General features: G+C 53.8%; 22 protein-coding genes. 7 read left to right on the forward strand and 15 right to left on the reverse strand.

Going from position 1 to position 22,245, the window contains the following annotated elements; translation table 11 throughout:
* Positions 1-33: 33 nt before the first annotated feature.
* The 4 genes from FGI04_RS16535 to FGI04_RS16550 all read right to left on the reverse strand — a co-directional run bounded on the left by FGI04_RS16535 (position 34) and on the right by FGI04_RS16550 (position 3,605).
* Positions 34-969, reverse strand: coding sequence for a D-ribose ABC transporter substrate-binding protein (locus tag FGI04_RS16535; protein WP_015847963.1), 936 nt, complete (start codon positions 967-969; stop codon positions 34-36).
* Between the two features lie 92 nt (positions 970-1,061).
* Complete coding sequence (locus FGI04_RS16540; protein WP_407337006.1) at positions 1,062-1,865, reverse strand: GolD/DthD family dehydrogenase; 804 nt, start codon at positions 1,863-1,865, stop codon at positions 1,062-1,064.
* A 13-nt stretch (positions 1,866-1,878) separates the two neighbouring features.
* Entirely contained in the window at positions 1,879-2,802 is a 924-nt protein-coding gene (locus FGI04_RS16545) for a transketolase family protein (protein ID WP_407337007.1), read from the reverse strand.
* Positions 2,802-3,605 (reverse strand): transketolase, encoded by an 804-nt coding sequence (locus FGI04_RS16550; RefSeq protein ID WP_407274446.1) that lies wholly within the window; start codon positions 3,603-3,605, stop codon positions 2,802-2,804. Before FGI04_RS16550 ends, FGI04_RS16545 begins: the two co-directional genes overlap by 1 nt.
* Before the next feature lie 334 nt (positions 3,606-3,939).
* On the opposite strand from FGI04_RS16550, the gene FGI04_RS16555 reads away from it, so the two are divergent.
* Complete coding sequence (locus FGI04_RS16555; protein WP_038925036.1) at positions 3,940-4,731, forward strand: DeoR/GlpR family DNA-binding transcription regulator; 792 nt, start codon at positions 3,940-3,942, stop codon at positions 4,729-4,731.
* Positions 4,732-4,798: 67 nt separating this feature from the next.
* Here FGI04_RS16555 and FGI04_RS16560 read toward each other — a convergent pair whose 3' ends face one another.
* The 3 genes from FGI04_RS16560 to FGI04_RS16570 all read right to left on the reverse strand — a co-directional run bounded on the left by FGI04_RS16560 (position 4,799) and on the right by FGI04_RS16570 (position 6,277).
* Positions 4,799-5,176, reverse strand: coding sequence for a hypothetical protein (locus tag FGI04_RS16560; RefSeq protein ID WP_407337008.1), 378 nt, complete (start codon positions 5,174-5,176; stop codon positions 4,799-4,801).
* A gap of 223 nt (positions 5,177-5,399) precedes the next feature.
* Positions 5,400-5,831 carry a carboxymuconolactone decarboxylase family protein gene (locus tag FGI04_RS16565; protein WP_038903166.1) on the reverse strand — a complete coding sequence of 144 codons (432 nt, stop codon included), beginning with the start codon at positions 5,829-5,831 and terminating at the stop codon, positions 5,400-5,402.
* Positions 5,828-6,277, reverse strand: a complete 450-nt coding sequence (locus FGI04_RS16570; RefSeq protein WP_153508645.1) for a GNAT family N-acetyltransferase — start codon at positions 6,275-6,277, stop codon at positions 5,828-5,830. The genes FGI04_RS16565 and FGI04_RS16570 overlap by 4 nt, the downstream gene beginning before the upstream one ends.
* 107 nt (positions 6,278-6,384) lie before the next feature.
* Here FGI04_RS16570 and pdxR point away from each other — a divergent pair, with 107 nt between their 5' ends.
* Positions 6,385-7,833: a MocR-like pyridoxine biosynthesis transcription factor PdxR gene (pdxR, locus tag FGI04_RS16575; protein ID WP_407337009.1), complete on the forward strand. Its 1,449-nt coding sequence runs from the start codon at positions 6,385-6,387 to the stop codon at positions 7,831-7,833.
* Here pdxR and FGI04_RS16580 read toward each other — a convergent pair.
* The gene (locus FGI04_RS16580) at positions 7,830-9,221 is read right to left on the reverse strand and encodes an MFS transporter (RefSeq protein ID WP_407340064.1); all 1,392 of its coding nucleotides are present in this window, start codon (positions 9,219-9,221) and stop codon (positions 7,830-7,832) included. The two genes, pdxR and FGI04_RS16580, sit on opposite strands and share 4 nt — an antisense overlap.
* 214 nt (positions 9,222-9,435) lie before the next feature.
* Between FGI04_RS16580 and FGI04_RS16585 the strand changes: the two genes are divergently transcribed.
* Both FGI04_RS16585 and FGI04_RS16590 read left to right on the forward strand, forming a co-directional pair.
* Positions 9,436-10,221, forward strand: coding sequence for an HNH endonuclease (locus FGI04_RS16585; RefSeq protein WP_407274443.1), 786 nt, complete (start codon positions 9,436-9,438; stop codon positions 10,219-10,221).
* A 147-nt stretch (positions 10,222-10,368) separates the two neighbouring features.
* Positions 10,369-10,989, forward strand: a complete 621-nt coding sequence (locus FGI04_RS16590; RefSeq protein ID WP_407322168.1) for a LysE/ArgO family amino acid transporter — start codon at positions 10,369-10,371, stop codon at positions 10,987-10,989.
* Between the two features lie 264 nt (positions 10,990-11,253).
* Here the strand turns inward: FGI04_RS16590 and FGI04_RS16595 are convergent, their stop codons facing one another.
* Positions 11,254-12,054, reverse strand: coding sequence for a hypothetical protein (locus FGI04_RS16595; RefSeq protein ID WP_342698905.1), 801 nt, complete (start codon positions 12,052-12,054; stop codon positions 11,254-11,256).
* Between the two features lie 265 nt (positions 12,055-12,319).
* On the reverse strand, positions 12,320-12,889 hold the full coding sequence (locus FGI04_RS16600; protein ID WP_342698906.1) for a hypothetical protein: 570 nt from the start codon (positions 12,887-12,889) through the stop codon (positions 12,320-12,322).
* A 490-nt stretch (positions 12,890-13,379) separates the two neighbouring features.
* Here FGI04_RS16600 and FGI04_RS16605 point away from each other — a divergent pair, with 490 nt between their 5' ends.
* The gene (locus tag FGI04_RS16605) at positions 13,380-13,718 is read left to right on the forward strand and encodes a hypothetical protein (RefSeq protein ID WP_342698907.1); all 339 of its coding nucleotides are present in this window, start codon (positions 13,380-13,382) and stop codon (positions 13,716-13,718) included.
* Between the two features lie 196 nt (positions 13,719-13,914).
* Here the strand turns inward: FGI04_RS16605 and FGI04_RS16610 are convergent, their stop codons facing one another.
* Positions 13,915-14,769 carry a pirin family protein gene (locus FGI04_RS16610; protein WP_407337010.1) on the reverse strand — a complete coding sequence of 285 codons (855 nt, stop codon included), beginning with the start codon at positions 14,767-14,769 and terminating at the stop codon, positions 13,915-13,917.
* 414 nt (positions 14,770-15,183) lie between these two features.
* Between FGI04_RS16610 and FGI04_RS16615 the strand changes: the two genes are divergently transcribed.
* A complete protein-coding gene (locus tag FGI04_RS16615; protein WP_342698909.1) occupies positions 15,184-15,909 on the forward strand; it encodes an SAM-dependent methyltransferase in 726 nt (241 codons plus the stop codon).
* 119 nt (positions 15,910-16,028) lie between these two features.
* On the opposite strand, the gene FGI04_RS16620 is transcribed toward FGI04_RS16615, so the two are convergent.
* Positions 16,029-17,468 carry a sensor domain-containing diguanylate cyclase gene (locus FGI04_RS16620; protein WP_407337011.1) on the reverse strand — a complete coding sequence of 480 codons (1,440 nt, stop codon included), beginning with the start codon at positions 17,466-17,468 and terminating at the stop codon, positions 16,029-16,031.
* Between the two features lie 320 nt (positions 17,469-17,788).
* Here FGI04_RS16620 and FGI04_RS16625 point away from each other — a divergent pair, with 320 nt between their 5' ends.
* On the forward strand, positions 17,789-18,052 hold the full coding sequence (locus FGI04_RS16625) for an HNH endonuclease (RefSeq protein ID WP_496111681.1): 264 nt from the start codon (positions 17,789-17,791) through the stop codon (positions 18,050-18,052).
* A gap of 144 nt (positions 18,053-18,196) precedes the next feature.
* Here the strand turns inward: FGI04_RS16625 and FGI04_RS16630 are convergent, their stop codons facing one another.
* From FGI04_RS16630 to FGI04_RS16640, 3 genes are read right to left on the reverse strand one after another with little or no spacing between them, the layout of a single operon-like run.
* Positions 18,197-19,711 carry a class I SAM-dependent DNA methyltransferase gene (locus tag FGI04_RS16630; protein WP_168364807.1) on the reverse strand — a complete coding sequence of 505 codons (1,515 nt, stop codon included), beginning with the start codon at positions 19,709-19,711 and terminating at the stop codon, positions 18,197-18,199.
* 1 nt (position 19,712) lies between these two features.
* Positions 19,713-20,516 carry an HNH endonuclease family protein gene (locus FGI04_RS16635; RefSeq protein ID WP_407337012.1) on the reverse strand — a complete coding sequence of 268 codons (804 nt, stop codon included), beginning with the start codon at positions 20,514-20,516 and terminating at the stop codon, positions 19,713-19,715.
* Positions 20,513-22,243 carry an AAA family ATPase gene (locus tag FGI04_RS16640; RefSeq protein ID WP_407340062.1) on the reverse strand — a complete coding sequence of 577 codons (1,731 nt, stop codon included), beginning with the start codon at positions 22,241-22,243 and terminating at the stop codon, positions 20,513-20,515. The genes FGI04_RS16635 and FGI04_RS16640 overlap by 4 nt, the downstream gene beginning before the upstream one ends.
* Positions 22,244-22,245: the final 2 nt, after the last annotated feature.

Here is a 22,245-nt window from a genome sequence, read left to right on the forward strand (position 1 = left end):
TCTGCACCCCCGCAGGGGCGCGACAGCATGAACTCAGGATTTGAAGTTGAAGTCTTGCACCTTGCTCGCGTTACCCTGTTGGATCAGGATGCCGCGAAACATGACGCGCTGTTTGGCGGGTTTCACACCCTTCTGGAGATAGTTGTCGAGGTCGGTCACGCCCTGCGCGGCGATAGCCTGGGCCTGCAACATGACGGTAGCCTTCAGCGAGCCCTCTTTCACGGCGTCGCGTTCATCGTTACTGCCGTCGATGCCGACCACCACCACATCATTACGACCAGCGGCTTTCAGCGCGGCAATCGCCCCCAGCGCGACCGGGCCATTACCGCAGATCACCCCTTTCACATCCGGGTGCGCCTGCAAAATGCTATCCATGATACGTTTGCCGTCGATCAACGTACCTTTGGCATCCTGACGAGCAATGCTCACCATGCCGGGGTACTGATCCAACACCTGATGGAAGGATTTGGAACGGGTCACACAGTTGTTGTCCGCCAGGCTACAGGTCAGCTCGGCGTACTTGCCTTTCTCGCCCATCTTTTCGACGAATACGTTGGCGACATCGGAACCCGCCTGGAAGTTATTGTGGGTAATCTGCTCCAGTGCCACATCATCCACCGGGATTTCGCGGTTGATCAGCACCACCGGAATACCGGCGTCTTTCGCTTTTTTGATCGCCGCGACGCTGGCGGTAGAATCGGCGTTATCCAGCACGATACCCTGTACTTTCTTGCCGATGGCCGCGTCGATAAGCTCGCTTTGCTTCTTCACGTCTTCACCGTGGGAAAGCACCGTGGTTTTATACCCCAGCTCCTGTGCTTTCTTGTCCGCCCCTTTCGCCTCCGACGCGTAATAGGGGTTATCCAGTGAATTGACCAGAATCATGATGGTGCCTTTTTCCGCCGCGTGGGCGGTCAGCGATAAGGCACTGGTGATGGCAGCAGTTAACAGCATTGAACGCAATTTCATGATGATATCTCTCTATCTTTCGTTATTGTCGGGGTACAGCGAAACAGCGTAATCAATTGTTTTTTAAATCTATTGGCAGTGCGCTCCGGCCATCACCAGATGGTGAATCCGCCGTCGATCATCAAATCAGCGCCGGTAATCATGTCGCTACCGTTACTGGCGAAAAACAGCACCGCGGCGGCAATTTCATCGGTGTAGGCAAAACGCCCGAGTGGGATCAGCTTTTTCATCGCTTCGCCTTTCTCACCGCGCCACGCTTTCTCGCCCATCGGCGTCAGCACCACCGTCGGCGACAGCGTGTTGACGTTGATATGGTGCGGTGCCAGCTCTTTCGCCATCACCTTGGTCATTCCCAGCAGCCCCGCCTTGGCAGAGGTGTAAGCCACGTGGTTATCGATAGCGATAGACGCCGCTTGCGAGGCAATATTGATAATCTTGCCGCCGCGACCGGCAGCCACCATGTGGCGCGCCGCCGCCTGCGAGCACAGGAACGGGCCGGTCAGGTTGACGGCAAGCTGCTTTTGCCATTCGTCGAAATCGGTTTCCAGAACCGGTTGCAGCATCACGTAGCCCGCGCAGTTGATCAGGATGTCTATCTGGCCGTAATGCGCCGCGACGGTGGCAAACGCGTTTTCCACGTCGGCGGGCGCGGTGACGTCGCACTCGACCAGCAGCACCCGCGTCGGGTCAAACTGTTCGGCAGCCTGCGCCGCTTTGTCACGCTCAAACGCGGGATACAACAGCGCCAGACGCGCACCTTTTTCCAGCAGCATTTCGTTGCTCGCCATGGCGATACCGCCCAGCCCACCGGTGACCACCGCCACCTTGTCATTCAGGCTGAGCCCGGTATCCACGCCATAACGCAAATTCACGTCATACTCGTTGTCATGACTCATCAGGTTGTTCTCCTCAGGCAATGGTGCGTAACGCAAGCTGTTCCAGGGTTAAGCGCAGTCCGGCAGCGTCGATATGGAACTGACGACGCAAGGCGCTACGGCTGCTGCTATGAGTAAATTCATAAGGTGGGACACCCAGTGCGGTGAAGCGCTGCCGCGCATGGTGTTTATGCAACAATTCACCAATGATGCTGCCAAGGCCACCACTGAGTACGTGTTCTTCCATCGAGATCACATACCGGTGCTCACTAATAATTTCCAATAGTGATATTTCATCTAAAGGCCACAACGAGGGTAAGGATACGATGGTGGCATCCGTCGCGGCGGCCAGCGCTTCATGGACAAGGGTGCCAAGGCAAAACACCACCACGTCACTCCCTTGCTGCACCACTTCCGGTTTGCCCGGCGTCAGCGACCAGCCAGGCGCATGCAGCACCGGCACTTTGTCGCTATCCATGCGGATGTACACCGGCCCACGATGATGAATGGCATAACGCGCGATCGCACTGGCCTGCACCGCATCCGCAGGCGCGAAAATCTGCAAATTGCCGAACGAACGGGCAATCGCGATATCGTTCATACAGTGGTGGGTCGCCCCCAGCGGGCCGTAGGCGAACCCGGCGTTCAGCCCCAGCATTTTGACGTTAGCGTCGGTATAACAGATATCGTTCTTCACCTGTTCGTTAGAACGTGCCAGCAGGAACGGCGCCGCATTGGCGGTAAATACCGTCGGGCCGCTCAGCGACAGACCCGTCGCCATCCCAACCATGTTTTGCTCGGCAATTCCGACGTTCACCACCCGTTCTGGGAAGGCTTTCTCGAACGGTGCGATTTTCGACGTGGAGGTGGAATCCGCCACCACGACGCACAAATTAGCGCCTGCGTTTTGCTCTTCGAGCAGCGTGGCGACTACGGCATCACGTAAGTCTTGCATCATCACTCCTCCAGCTCCGCCAGCCCCTGCGCCAGCTGTTGATCATTCGGCACCGCGTGGTGCCAGGCCGGTACATTGGCCATAAACGAAATGCCGTGCCCTTTTTCGGTATTGGCGAGGATCACCCGCGGCTTGCCAACGCCTGGCGCGTTTACCGCGTCGATGATGGCCGCCGGGTCATGTCCGTCGCACTCGACCACCTCAAAGCCGAAAGCGCGCCATTTATCCGCCAGCGGCTCCAGCGGCATGATGTCTTCGGTTTTGCCCGCCAGTTGCAGACGGTTTCGATCGACAATGGCGACCAGGTTATCCAACCGGAATTTGCTGGCGGCCATCGCCGCTTCCCAGTTGGAGCCTTCCGCCAGTTCGCCGTCGCCCATCAGCACAAAGACGCGACGATGCGCACGGTTTGCCAGTTTGTTACCCAGCGCCAGCCCGGCACCGATCGACAACCCATGCCCCAACGCCCCGGAGTTAATCTCCACCAAATCCGGCAGTTTCTGGTGAATCGGATGGCCCGCCAGCAGCGTGTCGTCACCCATAAACTGATCCAGTATCGCCGGGTCAATCAGCCCCATCGCCGCGGCACTGCAATACAGCCCACCTGCGCCGTGGCCTTTCGACAAAATGAAACGATCCTGATTCGGCCGCGCCTGCGAACGATCCATCACCGCCATAAACAGGGTGCAGATAATATCTACCTCCGACAGGTCCGCGCCGGTGTGCCCTTTGCCCGCCCGATGATTCATCTGCAACACATAGCGCCGGGCTTGTCGCGCTGTCTGTCTGATTGTCTGTACGTCCACCCTATACCTCCTGATCGCTGACAAATCGCTCCCGATCACTTTCAATTGATTTTCGATCGAAAACATACACTCTCTATTTAGCCTATTCTGTGGACGAGATCAAATATCAAACAAAAGCAGATCAAAATAAAACCAGCCAAAGAGAGCAACGATCCGCTAGCAGTGGGCGTAAACAGCGCAAGAACTGGAGGATCACATGGCGGGATCAGCGAAAATGTCCATGCTTTTTCGCCGCCTTCACCTCGCATTCCACGCAGGTGAAGGGTAAACTTGATGTCAATTAGCGGGTTGACGGCGGAACATCGTCACCGGTTTCGGTACAGGAGAGTTTCGATTGAAAAGCAAAAGTGAACAACTGGCGGATATGCAACAACGCAGGGAAAAAATACTGGAGATGGTGCGCGAAGACGGCACCGTCACCGTGAAAATGTTGACCGAAACCTTCGGGCTGACCGAAGCCACGATCCGCACCGATCTGCGCGAATTACAAAAAGAGGGTTACGTTCAGCGTTATTACGGCGGTGCCACGCTGGTGACCGGCAAGCAGAATACCGGTGCCTTGCTGCTGGAACGGCAAATCAATCTGGCAGAGAAAGACGCCATTGGTCGGCTGGCTGCCACGCAGATAGAAAATGGCGACACGGTGATTTTCGATTCCGGTACCACCACCACCGCTATCGTCGAACATATGACGGCGATTCACCGGCTGTCTGTTATCACCACCGCGGTCAATATCGCGCTCAAACTGGGCGGCGAACCCGGCATCAATATCCTGCTCACCGGCGGCACCTTCAAGTTTCCTACGCTCTCCACCTCGGGTGAAAAGGCCGCCAGCTTTTTCGAAAACGTGCTGGCCGAAAAACTGTTCCTCGCCACCGCCGCCATCTCCCCACGAATGGGGCTGAGCTTTCCCAGCGAAACCGACATCAAGGTCAAAAGCGCGATGATCCGCTCCGCCAAGACGGTCTATGTGGTAGCGGACTCCAGCAAGATAGGCAAGGTATCGATGTTTGCTCTGCCGTGCGACTGGAGCAACATCCACTACCTGATCACCGATGCCGGCATCAGCCAGGAGGCCGTCAACGCCTTCGAAGCGCTGGGGGTTACGGTGATGGTGGCGTCATGATCGCCGCCACCCCAGAATAACCATGAGATGGCCGCGCCCTTGCGGGGCACGGCCAGCTCTCTGGCCGTTAGCCGACGCGTTGGCCATTAACGCGGACTTCCGTATACTTGCGGTTTTCTCCCGCCAGTTTCAGTTGCCCTCTGGTCTTCATCTGTTGGGTGTTCTGAATATTCGCCGCATTACACGGCCGACAGGCCAGCACCAGTCGGCTAATATCATCATTATTTGCCAGGGCAGGGTTGGAAGGTTCCGGATAATGGTCGGCCTCAACCGCCTCTTCCGTTATCCAGTTCTTACAATGAACACACTGGAACACGATCCGTCGCCCACCGTCCGGGAAGTCGATAACCCGGCACTGATTATTTCTTATCGCCCGGTCGATCACTTTGCCTTTGTTGGTTGCATTACTTTGATCCCACTCGATCTCTGGATTATTGCCATACATAGTTTGATCTCCTCGTTGCACATAATGGCAGGAGGATTGTCGTCAAAACCCACTCTCCGTTAATCGGCGTAACGCATTAACTGTTCGATGAAAACAGCGGTTATACCGTTAACGGCATAATCCAGCGCGATGCTCTACCGCACACATCCTTCAGACACCGCCAACCGCGAAATCCGCTGACCACCGCCGCCAGCGCAGCAAAGACCCCGGTGGTATCAGCGGGCTACTGGCGTGCTCCGATAGCCAGCCGATTGAACGCGCTCATCAGGGCGATGGCAAAGCAAAGATCGGCGATCTCCGCCTCGGTGAAGTGGTCGCGCAGCGGTGCGAAATCCGCATCCGGTGCATGGGTCTGCGCCACGTCGACCAGTGATTCCGTCCACGCCAGCGCGGCCTGCTCACGTGGGCTGTATAACGAACACACCCGCCACCCTGCCAGGCTATCCACTTTTTCATTGCTGACGCCTGCACGCCGCAACCATCCTGCGTGCATGTTTAAACAAAAGGCACAGCCGTTGATTTGCGAAATGCGTAAATAAACCAGTTCGATCAGTTCAAGACCGAGCGTGCTTTTCTCCAGCGCTTTTTTGGTCGTCAACAGCCCCTGGTAGGCTTCCGGCGACAGCGTGGCATACGGCAAACGTAATGTACTCATCGTGTTTCTCCACTGTAGATCGGCGCGTTAAAACGTAGGGCTCGCGCCAACAGCCCCTGACGAAAATAGAAACGGTGGGCTAACGCATTGGATAACGCAGAATCCAGCACCAGTTGGGCACACTGTTCGCGTGCCGCTTCCTGATACATGGCCTGCATCAGCCGATCGCCAATGCCCTGCCCGCGCACCTCGTCCCGGCATACCAGGTCATCAACGTACAGAAAGCGCCCATACACCAGATTTTCCTGCACCCGGTACCCAGCCAGCCCAAGCGCAACATCGGCCTGCCAGGCGACCAGCAACTGGTAGCCATGCTGTGCCTGCCGTTGCACCTGACGAACAAATTGCTCGCCGTCGGTTAAATGCGGTCGCAAGGCCTGCATCAGACTAAAACACGCCCGTTGTTCCGCCTGACTCGTGGCCCATGCCAGATGAATATCAGCCATCATTTCGATCCTTACGCCATGAAGAGGGTTGCAATGCGGGTTACTGTAGGCCGACAATGGCCTACTCAACAGGGGCAAGAAATGTCATTTTGATAAGGACATAGCCGATGGATTTTCTGACCAGACCGTTTTCGTCAGCGCCGTCCACGCCACTCCATCAACAGCTTTACCAGCGGATCCGCGATGCCATCGCCTCCGGGCAATTGCGCCCCGGCGAGCGTGTTCCCTCGGTGCGCAGCCTCGCCAGCGAGCTGAATCTGGCACGCGGCACGGTGGAAACGGCCTATCAGAGACTCACCAGCGAAGGTTACCTGTTGCCGCGGGGTCCGGCAGGGACGATCGTCTCCCCTGGGTTGACCAACCTGACGCCGGGTCATCCCCCCATCACCCCGTCGCCGTCCCGACAGCAACCCGAACCGCCGCCCCCGGCGATTCTGCCGTTCCAGTTGGGACTACCGGCTCTGGATGCCTTTCCACGCAAAACCTGGAACCGACTGACGGGACAATGCCTGAGAACGCTGTCCGGTGAGGCGCTGGCCTACCCTGACCCACAGGGATACCTGCCGTTACGCCGTGCGATTGCCGCCTATCTCGGTGTTTCCCGCGGTATCGCCTGCTCAGAGCATCAGGTTTTTATCACCGCCGGGTATCACTGCTCGCTGGATTTGATCTGTCGATCGCTGTTCACACCCGGTGATCTGGGTTGGTATGAAGACCCCGGCTACCCGCTGGCGCGGCGCTTTCTGCTGCATGCGGGTATGCAACTGGCTCCGGTATCGGTGGATGAAGAGGGGATCGATGTGGCGGCAGGCGAACAATACGCAGGGCATGCCCGCTTCGCCGTTGTCACGCCAACCCACCAAAGCCCGCTTGGCGTTGCGCTCTCGTTGCCGCGGCGTCTGGCGTTGCTGGCGTGGGCGGCTCGCCGGGAGGCGTGGATTATCGAAGATGATTACGACAGTGAATTCCGCTATCACGGTCGGCCACTGCCGGCACTCAAAAGTCTGGATAGCGACGAACGGGTTATTTACACCGGCACCTTCAGTAAGGTGTTTTTCCCCGGTCTCAGGCTGGCTTATCTGGTGGTGCCACAGGCACAGCTCAGGGTCTTTCAGCAAACGGCCACCCTCCTGCACAGTAACGGGTTTGTCCTGCCGCAGGCCACCGCCGCCGATTTTATGGAGCGCGGGTATTTCGCCCGACACATCAGAAAAATGCGCACACTCTACGCTGAGCGTCGCCGTTATCTGCAAGACGCACTTACCACGCTTGCCAACCACCGTTTGCAGCTTCACACCAGTGCGGGCGGCATGCACCTGCTGGCCCGCTTGCCGCCGGGCAGCGCGCACGATGTGGATATCGCGGCAGAAGCGGTCAGTGCCGGGTTATCCATTCAGGCACTGAGCCAGTGGCGGCAACAGCCAGGCCACGAGGAAGGATTACTGCTTGGGTTCACCAATCTGGTGAGCGCGCAGCAGGCGTATCAGCTTACGCAACGCCTCTGCGCGTTGCCGTCGTTTCAACGCCTGCCCGCCATCAGGCAACAACCTGACTAGTCCGTTTTCAGACGCGAAATCCGCTGGCCGCTGACAATGGCGGCCAGCGTCGCGAAGGTGCCAGCCGTCATCAACGCCGCATGGGTCCCTAACCCGCCGAACAGGTTAAACATCAGTGCCACCAGTGCCGCGCCGGTGGTTTGCCCCACCAGTCGGGCTGTGCCCAACATACCGCTGGCACCACCGCTGCGATGACGGGGTGCCGCGCTGATGATGGTGTGATTATTCGGCGACTGGAACAGCCCAAACCCAATGCCGCACAACATCATGCGCAGACAGATCTCCAGATAGCCAGGCTTCGCCGGTAACCAGGCCAGAGAAAACAGCCCCAGCGCGAACAGCGCCAGCCCGATGGTACACAAAATCCCAGCGTTAAAACGCTCAATCAAGCGCCCCGCCAGCGGTGCCACCGCCATGATCGCCAACGGCCAGGGTGTCAGCAGCAAACCGGTCTCGATTTCATTCATCCCCAATGCACTCTGGAAATAGAACGGCAGCGATACCATCGCCAGCATCTGGGCGCAGAACGAACTGACCGACGTGCCCATCGACAACGCAAACACCGGAATACGCAGCAGATCCACCGGCAGCAGCGGATAAGGCTGGCGCAGCTGACGACGGAAAAAATAGCCGCCGACCAGCAGGGTCAGCAACAATTCGCCTAACACCAGCCAGCTATTCTGTTGGTGGGCAAAGCCTCCCAACGCCACGAAAAACAGCCCGAAGGTCAGCGCATTCAGTACCGCGCTTGGGGTATCGAAGCGCTGAGTTCTCATGCCATCGTTACGCGGCAGAAAACGCCAGCCCAGTATCATGGCAACCACGCCGAACGGCACATTAATGGCAAATAACCATTGCCACGACGCCACGCTCAGAATCCCGGCGGCGATGGTCGGCCCGGCAGCGGTGGACACCGCCACCACCAGCGAGTTGATCGCCATACCTCGCCCCAGTCGATCTCGGGGGTAGATAAGCCGGATCAACGCCGTGTTGACGCTCATCAGCGCGGCTGCCGCCAGCCCTTGCAGAATGCGCGCCAGCGTCAGCGTCGCCAGTGAATCTGACATCGCGCAGACAAACGACATCAGCGTAAACAGCACCAACCCCACCAGATACACCCGACGGTAACCCACGATATCGCCCAGCGACGACAGCGACAGCAGCGTCATGGTGACGGCCAGTTGATACGCGTTAACGATCCAGATAGAAGAAGCCGGACTGGTGTTAAAATCGCCCGCGATAGTCGGCAAAGCTACGTTGACGATCGCGCCATCCAGCACCGCCATGGCAATACCGCATGCAATCGCGAAAATGGCGCCGAGACGCGCCGGCATCGGTAATCCGTCAGTAACGGATCCCGAACCCTGAGAAGTGACAACAGCGTTCAAAGTTATACCCGAAGATGAAAAGCGTGGGAGGCACGGCAGGCTATCCGCCGCACGTTTTTTGTACCTGTTACCCTACTGGGTTTGGCTGGCAGGCGCAATTGAAGCACTCGTCAAATCGTGCTCCGTGCGGCTGATGAACTCCATGATTTTTATATCGCCACCTGGCATAGTTAACGCATCAACTAACGTGATGCGTTAACTCGCGGGAAAATGCATGGCAGTCTCCACACTCTGGACACGCGATCAGTTATTGGTTGCCTTTACGCTGTACAGCCGACTCCCATTCGGCAAACTCCATTCGCGCAACCCCGAGATCATCGACTACGCCAAGCTGATTGGCAGAACGCCTTCCGCGCTAGCAATGAAACTGGTGAACATCGCCAGTCTGGACCCAGTCATCATCGACTCTGGGCGTACGGGATTAAGCCAAGCCTCCAAAGCCGACAGGGAACTGTGGCAGGAACTGGAGCGTGACCCACAAGCCTTTGAGCAGCAATGCCAACAGGCTATCACGGCGTTAACCGCGCCGGATGACACCTCGCAGCACGCCCTCGACGTCACGCCGCCCGACTACTACGGACACGAACGTATGGCCATCACCACCGTGCGCGTGGGTCAGCAACAGTTTCGCAAACGGGTGTTGAAAGCCTACGACGAACGCTGCTGCATTACCGGGCTGGAAGAACCGATTTTATTGATTGCCAGCCATATTCGGCCGTGGAAAGACATCGCCGAGCACCGTTTAGACCCCAGCAACGGGTTGTGCTTGTCTGCACTGCACGACAAAGCCTTTGACAAAGGGTTGATCGGGTTTAACGACCACCTGGAGTTAATGCTCTCGCCGCGCCTCAAAATGCTGAGCAGCGAGATAGTACAAAACCAGTTCGAGCAATACGAAGGCAAGCAATTACACTTGCCAACAGACCCACACCATCACCCTAAACTTGAGCACATTCGTCACCACCGCAAACATCTCTTCGGGAAACACGAACAGATGTAATGTATTAGCCTGACTAATTACAGATTAAATCTATTCATTGGCCTTATCACCGAAAGTTATCCATTATCCCCCTCGAGTACAGGACTGGGCGGCAATGCCGCTCAACCTATTGTTATTATTTGATTTATCTGTGATGAAAGAGAAGCCATGCCGTTACCTGTTTTTATTACCGGCTTGATGACCGGTGCCGGTTTGATCGTCGCGATCGGCGCGCAAAATTCCTTCGTATTACGTCAGGGGATGCGTCGGGAGCATGTGTTTTGGGTCAGTACAATATGTTTTTTATGCGACCTGGTGCTGATGACGCTCGGCGTGCTGGGCCTGGGGAAAATCATTAACGACAGTAAACCGGCGATCACCACACTGACGCTCGCCGGGGTGCTGTTTCTGCTGTGGTATGGCTATAACGCGCTGAAAAGCGCCTGGCTCGGCAACCACCAACTGACGGTCACCACGCAGGCGGATGGTCTGCGCCGACGCACGGTGATCAGCGCCAGTCTGGCGGTCAGCCTGCTAAACCCGCATGTCTATCTGGATACGGTGGTGATTATCGGCGGTATTTCTTCCGGCATCGCCCCTGACCTGAAGCCGTTTTATCTGGCCGGGACGGTCAGCGCCTCATTGCTCTGGTTTTATACCATCGGCTACACGGCCGCTGCCTGCTCGCGTTATTTCGCTCGGCCCGTTACCTGGCGCATCATTGACTCACTGATCGGCTGCTACATGATTTTTATGGCGTTTCAGCTATGCCGCTTTCTGTACCAGTGATAACGCGACCCGATGCTCTCCACGCAGACGGCCGCATAGCCACTGGCAAACAGCGCCGCCTCAGCTAAGGTTTCCCCCGCCATCAGCTGGGCGCCAGTATGCCATTAAAGGCATCCTGGCACCGGTGGTATTACCGAGGATGGTGTGGGTCTGGCTATCCACCCTCACCTTGCCAAGCCCTTCGAGCGCTGCCGCAAGCGTTGAAGACGGGGCGCTCAGCACGCCCCTGCCGGAAGAAAAACATCTGGAAAGTGTCGGGACGATTTACCCACGATAAGCGGTACTGGCCCCCATACTACTGACATACACATTGTGCGCTAACCCGGTTGCCTTCATTGCCTCCCAGAAATGCGCGTCTTGTGCCAGCATCGACAGGCTTTGCCACTGCAAGGCCTTCCCGGTGACGTCTTTGTGCTGATACAGGCCGAACCAGCCGCTAAACCCAGACACTTCAGCCACCGGAGCCAGTAGCACCATGGTTGAGGAAGGCTGACCGTGTACCTGACGCATGCGTTCCAGCCACCCCAGCAATTGCTGCGGCGACAACGGCTGGCCAGCATCACCGTGCAGCACACCAGCATAAAGGCAAACCGGCCGGGGTTTCAGTTCCAGAAACTCGCTTGCCGACATATCCTTACCGGTCAGGTGGTTGTCCCCCCAGCCTTGCGGCGAAAGGCGAAGTTCACCCTGCTCGACGGCGGAAAATAAATCCAACCCCAGCAACAGATAATGGTTGTCAGACACCAGGTGGTTTTCCTGCGCCAGCACCGGCAACGCCAGGTCGGCACCGGGCACCCATTCAGGCGTAAACGCCTCTTTAACCGAAAATATCTTCTCAATTTGATGGATGTTTTGCCGGGCATTGAAATCACACCGGTAGAGAATATCGAAAAAGGTTTCCCCCTCAATATCACGGGTGATCACCGACGGCGGTACCGGCATCGCCAGCCCCAATGCGCTCAGCAATTCAGGCAGATAAGTCAGTGATGCCACTTCCGCATCGGTGTTGGTGTCACGCACCCAGGATTTACGGCGATGCTGTTCTTTTACATGGTAGCCTTTCATGGTGTTCTCCCGACAGATAGATGTCTTCACACCATAATTCGGCACGGGAAAATCCCCCCGGCGGCAAATAGGGAAAAACGGGTGGGGAATGGGGAGTTGGGTGGGCGTCACTACACTGGAGCAAACAAAAATGCATAACTAAAGGATTTCCAGTGGAAGCACGACTGAAACAATCACCACCTCCCAAGGAGGTGGTTTAGCGCTGAAACTAAAAGCATCCATTTTAGTCAAAAAAATCACAGATTTAAAATATACTGTAATAGCATCAATTAAAAATCACTTCATTGCATGACAGCAACTGATAAATTTCATTTCCACTCTGCATATTTTTTTGATTATAGATATGCTGAATGTAGAACTTCAAACTAATAAAATCCAGGTCTATCGAACGAAGTACTTCCGCAAAGATCACATAGTACTTCGCATTCCTAAGCAATGGCTCCCCATCATCTTCGAGGAGCTCAACTTGAACATCAGGTCGGTTACTGTCAAATATCAAATGATATCCGTCATCCAAATGCTTCTGGTGGGCAATTGGGGTTGTTCTTGCCTCATGCCGAAATAATAAACTATCCTGTTCTCTACGGCACCATAAGCTACAGCCGCTAAAATCAGCAGTAAAGAAATATTCAATATCCTTATTATTGAGATCAATCAGACCTTGAGTAAAAGTGTTATTCCCCCACGACAAAAAATATGCATTGGAATGACCATTAATAAAACCTACCCTCGTAATCGTTGGTGAACCAGCCTGTACTATATCTTGGATAGTAGCCTGATAAACGCCAGAATTATTTGCAGATGTGACTATATAAGGATTACTCGAATTTAACATAAAAATATCCTCTGATATAAATTTCAACTCAAATCTATATCAGAGGGGAATTAAACAATCGTTGTATACGATTACAAATCAATGCGGGAATACTTTTCTCAGAAAAGGAAATAAAGAATCAATAAAGCACCCTGCTGTAGGGTTAACAAGTCAAAAGTCCATAAACACCACTTTTTGCGAGCGCGATTCCAAAACGTGCCGCAACTATACTGTAAATCCATCCAGCCTCTTTCACCCGATTAGCGGCTGGCATAGAGTGTCTGTGCTGCGGCCACATCCGCAGCCGGGCGTGGAACCCCGAATATCTGGAACTGGAAAACGCTTTGTTTTTTCAGGGGCTACGTGCACACTCTTTATCCGTGGCTCAGGCAGGGCAACCGCAAGGTTGGCCGGTCGCTAGATCCGGTGTTCCAACCCTGTCTGGGCCACATCTTTAGCTTGGAACCTGAAGGTGTGGCGACATAAACATCTAGCAATGGAAGACTTAATCATGACGGACAACCACACCACTCCCACTGACAGCAGCATCACCCTTTTCCGCGAGCTGATCGCCAGCCTGCCGCTCCACCAGCTTGATGAGGCCCAGCTTTGTGACCTTAGCGCTATCGCTGCGGAATCCGTTTCCGGGTTGTGCCACGGGCTGAGTGAACTTGGCGACCGGCTGCAAGACGGTGCTGACATCAGCCCCGAACAGCGTTATCAGTTGGGTGCCAGCCTGAATGCCGCTGCGCACCTGATCCCGGCACTGCTGGAAATCTGTGAACAGGCGGAACGCCACGCCCACGCGGTGCCGCAGGCAAAAGAACCTATCCCGCTCTACGCGGTGTAACGGCACGTCACGCGTAACGTCGCAGCGCATCTGCCACCCTGCGTGATGCAACGGCTCTGGCATCCAACAAGCGCCATGCCGGGTCGTCTACCTTAATCGCTTACTCTGATACAGCGGTGCATCGGAACATCACCGCTGTTATTGGCAGGGCACATAACGGGTTGTGAGCCGTTGTTTGGGGTTATCAGACGGCCATTCAGGCCATTTCCCCATCAAACTTCCCGGCGTGGTAATCCGCTATCGCTTGCTGGATCTCTTCACGCGTGTTCATCACGAACGGCCCGTAAGAGACGACGGGTTCCTCTATCGGCTCCGCATACCCAAACAGCAGCACCGCCCCTTCTGTCGCGTTGATGACAACGGCATCACCATCATCATGCATTTCCACCAAATTCCACGCTGAAACCGGGGTTCCGGCGATGTTCACCGCACCGCGCACCACGTATAAGAACACGTTGTTTCCCTGTGGCGCAGGTAACGCGACCTCCGCCCCCGCATTCAATTGCACCACCGACATAAACACACCCGTCAGCGAGGGGATAGGTCCGGTCACCCCGGCATACACCCCGGAAATCAACTGAATATCCCCCTGCCCTGATGCCAACGGCACGCGGGGAATATCGTCCCGTTGCAGCCCGATATAACGGGGTGAGGTCATTTTCAGGCGAGCGGGCAAATTCACCCACAGTTGCAGGATCTCCATCGCCCCGCCCTGACGTTTGAAGTCGTCCGGCGACAGTTCAGAGTGAACCAAACCGGAACCGGCCGTCATCCACTGCACGCCACCCGCGTTGATAATGCTTTCATGCCCGCCGCTGTCACGGTGCGCCAGGCACCCTTCCAGAATAAAGGTGACGGTTTCAAACCCACGGTGAGGATGTGGCCCGAACGGTAACCCCTGGTTATTGGGGGAATACACTTGTGGACCGTGGTGATTCAAAAACAAAAAAGGATCCACCTGCGGTACGCCCGGGCCGGGCACCGGACGACGGGTTATCAGGTCTGCGATGTCATCCCGATAGGCCGCATGACAGGCTGAGACAGTACGCATAATTCCCTCTCTACATTGATTCGATAATGGCAACGCTCCCCAGAGGGCCGCAACATGGCAGGGTGAGCGACAACACCGCACCGGGTAACCTTACCTGAAATCACATTTTTGTGCTGTGGACGCCTTTTTTAACCATCCGCAGATGTTAGCGTTTAGACGCAACCCCCTTCCCACTCTACCGAGTCATACCGAGGCGTTGATGCTGGAGAATGTCATCATCCGATAATCAGCCTACCGGCCATTGCAGGCTTGGCTGATTATCGCTGTGCTAAAACGTGACGCAGACACCTGCGGGTGTTGGTGTGTTTTTGCCTATGATGAGTAACAGGTTTCCAGTATGCATTTATCTCGTCACGAACAACACACCTTACACGTTCGCCCCAGCCCGATAACCGCTAAGGTACAGGTAATATTATGTCTATAACGACGCCATTAACTACTCCGTTTACCGATAGCTATGACAACGCTTTTCTTCTGGACACCATGATGGGGCCAAATGCCATGCGCATTACGGAGGAAATGGCCGCACAGCTCCCCATCACCCCCGGCATGCGCATCCTTGATCTGGGTTGTGGGAAAGGCATTTCATCCATCCTGCTGGCGAAAAAGTACGATGTCACGGTGTTTGCCGCCGATTTATGGATAACCCCGACCGAAAACGCCAGGCGGTTCGCCAGTCAGGGGGTTGATTCCCACATCATTCCGCTGCTGTTGGACGTCACCAAAGAGATCCCCTTCGCGCAGGAATACTTTGACATGATCATCAGCGTCGATGCCTGGCAATACTTCGGCAGTAACGACAGTATGCTGGCGAAAATGCTGCCGTTTGTGAAACCCAACGGGCTGATTGCGGTGGCGGTTCCCGGATTTATACAAGACTACTCGGAAGGGAACCTGCCCGAGGTCGTCAAACCGTTCTGGACACCGGACTGGTACTTCTATTCCTGCCACTGGTGGAGAACGCTCTGGGAAAAAGAACCCGGCATAGAAATCCTCCAGCTACGTGAAATGGACTCATGCCAGCAGGCCTGGGATGACTTTATGCCATGCACGCTGGCTCAGGAAATGATGGTTCCCATCATGGAAGCCGGAGCGGGGGCGTATTTCAACATGATTCAAATCGTGGGACGAAAAGTATGAACAGGCGGACTAGCCTGACCGGTTGACCCGGCAGGCTATTGGGACATGGAGCCAGGCGTTAAGGTGTTGTCACGTCTGGCTCTGATTACCGTTACAGCCCTGATTTTTCAGCCGGTTATTCATTCGGCCATCACCGCCTGATCACGCCCCTGACGCTTGGCCTGATACAGCGCCTTGTCGGCGCGTTGTACCAGATGGTCGATGCTTTCACCGGGATTAGATTCCGCAACACCGCAACTGATGGTCAGGTTAATCACCTGATGGCGATGCGACACCAGCGCAAAGTGAACGGCCTGACGAATCTTCTCCGCGACGCGATGAGCCTGATGCAGCGAACAATCGCCCAGCAGCAGCACGAACTCTTCGCCCCCCCAGCGGCAGGCGGAATCTGTTTTACGAATCGCCCGCTGGATCAATCGTGCGGTTCTCACCAACACCCGATCACCGATGTGATGCCCGTACTGATCGTTAATTTTCTTAAAAAAGTCCAGGTCGATCAGAATGATCGAGAACGACCGTTGCTGCGCTGATTGTTTCATCCGCAAGGTCCGAAAAATGTATTCGAACGCTTGTCGGTTCATCAGGCCGGTCAGTTTATCGGTGGTGGCCATCAGCTCAAGCCGCCGCTGGTATGCACCGATAGTCAGCCAGATCAGCAACAACATGGCGACGCTGGCCGTAATACTGATGCCGGTATTTTTCAGCAGCGTGAGCCATAACTGCCTGTCGTGCGGCCCGCTGTTCTGCTCCACCATCAACTTCCAGCCGAACTCCGGAATAACGCGGGTGTTCAAAAAGATATTTTCGCCATTCAACGAGTAGCGATAGCTGCCGCCCGGCGAGGTCAGCACCTGGGTTGCCAGCGACTGTAACCCCGGCTGTTGGTGAATATTCGACGCACGATGAAACGCCTTGCTGTGCAACATCACATCGCCATCTTCATCAATAAGGTAGATGGTGCGGTTATAACGCTGTTCATACGTTTCAATCAGTTGAGTAACCCGCTGCACCGGCAAACCCACACCGGTCACCCCAATAAAGTTACCGCTATAATCGAACACCTTATAATTGATAAAAATATCCATCCGGGTGCGATTTTCGGGATCGACACCGATCTCAATATCGTAAGGGTCGTTATCCTTTTCATCCCTGATATCAAAAAACCACTTATCTTCAGGAGAAGTTTCTAAAAGCGTATGGTTTATCTTCTCTGGGTCGTAATAGCGGTGGGTATTATTGGAAACGAAAAAGGAAACCACCGTATTAAAACGCCGATCGATCTCCCGAAGATAGCGGATCATCGCCTGCGGATCCGTTTCATTGGACAGCACCCAGTCTTTCACGAAGGTGTCGTGCGCCATCAGCGACGAAATAAAAATGGGATTCAGCAGGTCGCGCTGAATTTCGGAATAGACATTGTCGCTGGTCAGCGGCAGCGAGCTTTCTGAAATCTCATCGAACAGAGAATGGCGCGCCACCTGATAACTGCTCCAGCTGATCACCAAAAATGCGCTCAGCAACATACCGGAAAACAGGATCGCCGCCCGTTTTTTGTTCATCCAATAGGTCTGGGAAGTGTGAGAAGGAGACAACACGGTTCCTCTAGCTGACGCCCACCGGCCCATCACCGGAAGCTACGAATACAAAATGCCGACATGGTAATGAAGTTAGTCCATAACGCAAACCACTGCATGCTATCTGCGGGGGATTTTTGGTGGGGTTGATCAGATTGTTTCGCGGCAGACATCCTTGAGGTATGTCCAACGGACTTTAGAACAGCAATAGTCTGTTGCTACGCGAATCGTACTTTGGGCATAACGATCCCCTCAGGGAGACATAACCTGTATGCAGTAAGTACTCTAAGCGTGAATGGTTCGGTTTGCAGGGATACCTACATGGCCCTTGTACCGTAACCAATGGGCTAGCCTTATGCTCGGTACACCATTCCGCCTTTGATATCGGAGTTATCGGTATTACTGACGAAATGAAATTGATGGTTTCTGATGGCGTTAACGGCAGCAAGATTGTCGAGCGCCTGTTCTGGGATTTTGAAGGAAAACCGCTGTTTCTGCCTAAAAAACGGGAGTATTACCCGCTGGAGCAGTTTGTGGAATGGCATCGGGGGCAGGTGTTTAGAGGATAATGTCTTAGTTAAGTTGACGATTCTGTGTTAAATATCAACGAAGGTTTAAAAGTCACACTGTAGATGACATTTAACCCGTGCCGATTCAAATATCTTAGAGCCAGTCATCCATAATAAGCGGATGACTGGCTATTTCTGATTTAACTATTTATCTCTAAATTCGACTTGTAACCCATTAGCCACTTCACGAAAAGAGACTAACGCAGCCTCTAAATGCTCAATAATCTCGTGCTGTAAAACCTCTGGCGGAGGCAAATCATCGAAGTTGTCCAAGCTGTCATCTTTTAGCCAGAAGATATCGAGGCTGGCTTTATCCCGCGCCATCAGTTCCTCGTAACTGAAGAACTTAAAGCGTTCGGTCTCCTGCCGTTCATGTCGATTTTTCGGGTTGTAGCAGGTCACAAAATCCTGAAGATCGTTTAGCTTGAGCGTGCGAGTTTTCAGGGTGAAATGCTTGTTAGTGCGCAGGTCGTAGAACCAGACCCCCTTGGTATGGATTTTCCCATCTTTAGGTTTGGCATCGAAAAAGACGACGTTCGCCTTCACACCTTGAGCGTAAAAGATGCCGGTGGGCAGACGCAGTATGGTGTGCACATCGCAGTCTTCCAGCAATTTCCGGCGGATCTTTTCGCCTGCCCCACCTTCAAACAGTACGTTATCAGGCAGTACTACTGCTGCCTTGCCATCCAGCTTCAGCATGCTAACGATATGCTGCAGGAAGTTAAGCTGCTTGTTGGAGGTGGTTTCCCAGAAATCCTGGCGCTCGTAAGTCAGCGCATCACGATCTTCATCACCCTCTTCATTGGTAATGGTCATGCTGCTCTTTTTGCCAAACGGTGGATTGGCCAGCACATAATCAACCTTAATTTTTGGCTCTGAGATCAGGGCATCGGAACGCTCTATCGCCGGTTCGCCATACAGCTCGCCGATATTGTGCAAAAATAGGTTCATCAGACACATGCGGCGAGTGCTGGAAACTATCTCGTTACCGTAGAAGGTCCCTTCACGCAAAAAGCGCGCTTGTGTCCTATTGAGCTTAGGAGTTTCACGCTGCAACCAACCAGCGTTTTCTTGCAGCCAGTGACCTGTACCGGATAACCATTCATTGACGACCAGAAAGAATCCCCCCGTGCCACAGGCCGGATCGGCGATGGTTTTCATCGGCTCGGGCTGCATACAGGCAACTATGGCTTGAATAATGGCACGGGGGGTAAAGTACTGACCGGCACCACTCTTGGTGTCTTCAGCATTCTTTTGCAGCAGACCTTCGTAGAGATCGCCTTTGGTATCCGCATCCAAGCTGATCCAGTTTTCCGCATCAATGAGTTGAACCAAACGAGAGAGCTTGGCTGGATCTTGGATCTTGTTCTGTGCCTTGAAGAAGATAGCCCCCAGCATACCCGGCTCCTGCCCCAGTTTGTGCAGAGTAGAAAGGTAATGCGCCTCTAACGGCTCGCCAGTTTTGCTACTCAAACTGCTCCAGTCATAGCCTTTGGGGATTTTGGTGGCGTGGTTATAGGGCTCTTGTGCATATTCGTGTGCCAGCTTTAAAAACAACAGATAGGTGAGCTGCTCCAGATAGTCGCCATAGCCGACGCCATCATCGCGCAGGGTGTTACAGAAGTTCCAGAGTTTCTGGACTAGGGTGCTTGCGTTCATTTCAGAGTTCCAACAACATTTGAATCCAGGGATGAGCTGCGTCTCGTTGTCCCCTCAATAGAAAAATCATATCCCCACTGAAAGGAGCCTTGAGGCTGATTGCACGTTTTATTTTTTTCGCAACGTTAGTGAAGAGAGCATCCATTCCCGGTTGCCCGAAAAGTTGCTTTGCTAGTGCAATGTCAGCCATAAGACTCACTGCAGCAGCATGTCGCTGCTTGCAAGTGGGTTCATAGTCGAGGTGATAAATAGAAATAGATACTTCAGCTCTATATTTTTTTAATTGGTCTGTGCTTGTCGGACACGGTTTCCCATTTTCCTGTTTGCATCCTATTAGTTCCCAGTCGTTCAGTTCGCAGGGATCGAGTAAGGTGGGTTTTTCCTGTGTCAATGGGCCTGGAGCATAAAGACGGTTCGCTTCAACAATCAGTGGAAAACGATCTGCTTTGCCTCCTACATTCCCATTTTCAACGTCTTTGCGCAGACTGTTACAGAAAGTGCATGCATAACGATAATTTTTAGGTTCAAAACTTAACCAGCGATATCCGTTATGTGGGTGTGCTGCATCACTCACCTTTCCTTTAGGGCGAAAGTGGTCAACTGCATTGTCCGCGCGATCAACTGGAGACTCGCAGTACCAGCATTTTTTATTGGGAAATAGGTCAGCCAAAGCATCCTTGAGTTCGCGCCAAACGGCTGAATGATCGTCTGGTTTAGCTCCCGCAGCAACAGCAGCAGAGGCAGTAGCCGCTTTTTCTAACCATCCATCTGGCAATACTAATTCATCAATATCAATATATCTCATGGATCGACCTTATCCATCTGCTCATCATCGTCAGCCATCAGCTTTTCAATCAGCGCGGTCGCAAGCGCCTCCCGCTCGATCCGGCTCATAGCAACCACTCTATCCGCTAGCTCCCTTGGTTCTGTAACCGTAAAGCGAGCCATAAGGATGTCATTGCGAAGTCGCAAATAGCGTGAATATTCGTCATCAGGATGGAAAAACCGAAAGCCAAGGCGATTTAGTTGTGCGTTGATGCTATCGAGTTCTTGCTGTTCATCTGCAGAGAGGCGCGATTTAGCGGCAAATGCTCGTTGTGTTTCCAAAAGCAACTGTGTTGGTTGATCCAATGACGATGCAATACCGAACATATCGCTGGTCACAATTGCCGCGTAACCCGTACCTCGTGGTGCCATCTCTGGGTAACAAGCCACGATCCGGCGTTGTTCATTCTCTTTGCTCATCCGCAAGATTTGTACTTGCTCTCGATCCAGTTCGGCAATGGCTAGAGGATTGTGAGTTGTGAGCAGGATATGACTGGTCTCTTCCTGGTTAGTGCCGCTCGCAATGAACTGCTTGAGATATGAGATGTAATCCACACTCCAGCGGGGGTTTAAGTGCGTGTCAGGCTCATCCAATAGGAACAGGCTTTCATCTTCTGCGGTAAAGCGGAGCAGGCCGAGGACGGTGAGCAACTGCTGCTCTCCTTCACTGAGCTCGCGAAAGGTCACACTACCATCGTTTTTCTTCAGACGAACTTTGATGCGAACTTCTTCAATCAACTCTGAAACATAGGTGCTTTCCAAATCCCGAAAAAACTGGGCCGGAGCTTGATCACCGACCAAGCGCCGCAGCGCCTCAATATCCTTCACATAGAGATACTTAAACTGCAGGGTTTCTTTGTTCCAAATGGAGGTCGATACCCGTCGAGATACTCCAATCGGCGCCAAGGCGATGTCATAGAGGCGTGATAAGAAATCACGAACCACGCCGCGAGCATTCCAGAAACGAGGGTCGCCATCTGCGGCCTTGGACTTCCAAGGTGGCTGACGCAACACAAAGAGCACTGACTCAATTCCTTCATCTGGATCAAGCCCCAAGTGGTCATCAAGGAATGCCCTCACCACGTCAGACTGTTGAATCAAAAATGCAAGCAAAACGAACTGACTATGCACCGGCATGGCATAGAATAACCGCTTTAAACCAGGGTCTTCGCCGTTACGCAGCTTGCTATCGTAGCTTTCCAGGTAGGGGCGAAACACCTCATGCATACGCGGGCTTTCACCAGAGTAGTAACTGAATACATAGCGAGGTAGATACTCACTGTCTGCATTCAAGAAGGCTGTGAGCTTAATGGCGTTACCACGCAAGGCTGACACTGTTTCCTCACCCTCGATGAATGGAATCAGAGTTCCCTCACCACGGGCCTGCAAATCCGTTGCAACATGGATTACGAAAGGCTCTTTCTCACGATCCGGGTCGGCATCAATGTGAATGTGGCGCAGATTTTCGTCAGCGCCCATGCGATAAGCCAGCTGAAAAGCAAAAGCGGGTGTGCGTTTTTGGGCGATCAAATCTCGAAAGATGATAGCCAATGCTTCCAGCACATTGGATTTTCCGGTGCCGTTCCAACCAATTACCACAGTGACCCAATGTTCTTCATCAAAATCGATTGTGACATTTTTCAGGTTTTTGAATTGATGGGTAGGGCTCTCCTTGGCACTACCTATGGTGAGCTTATCTAGGCGCATTA

Origin of the sequence: Dickeya ananatis, from assembly GCF_019464615.1 — a bacterium.
GTDB lineage: Bacteria > Pseudomonadota > Gammaproteobacteria > Enterobacterales > Enterobacteriaceae > Dickeya > Dickeya oryzae.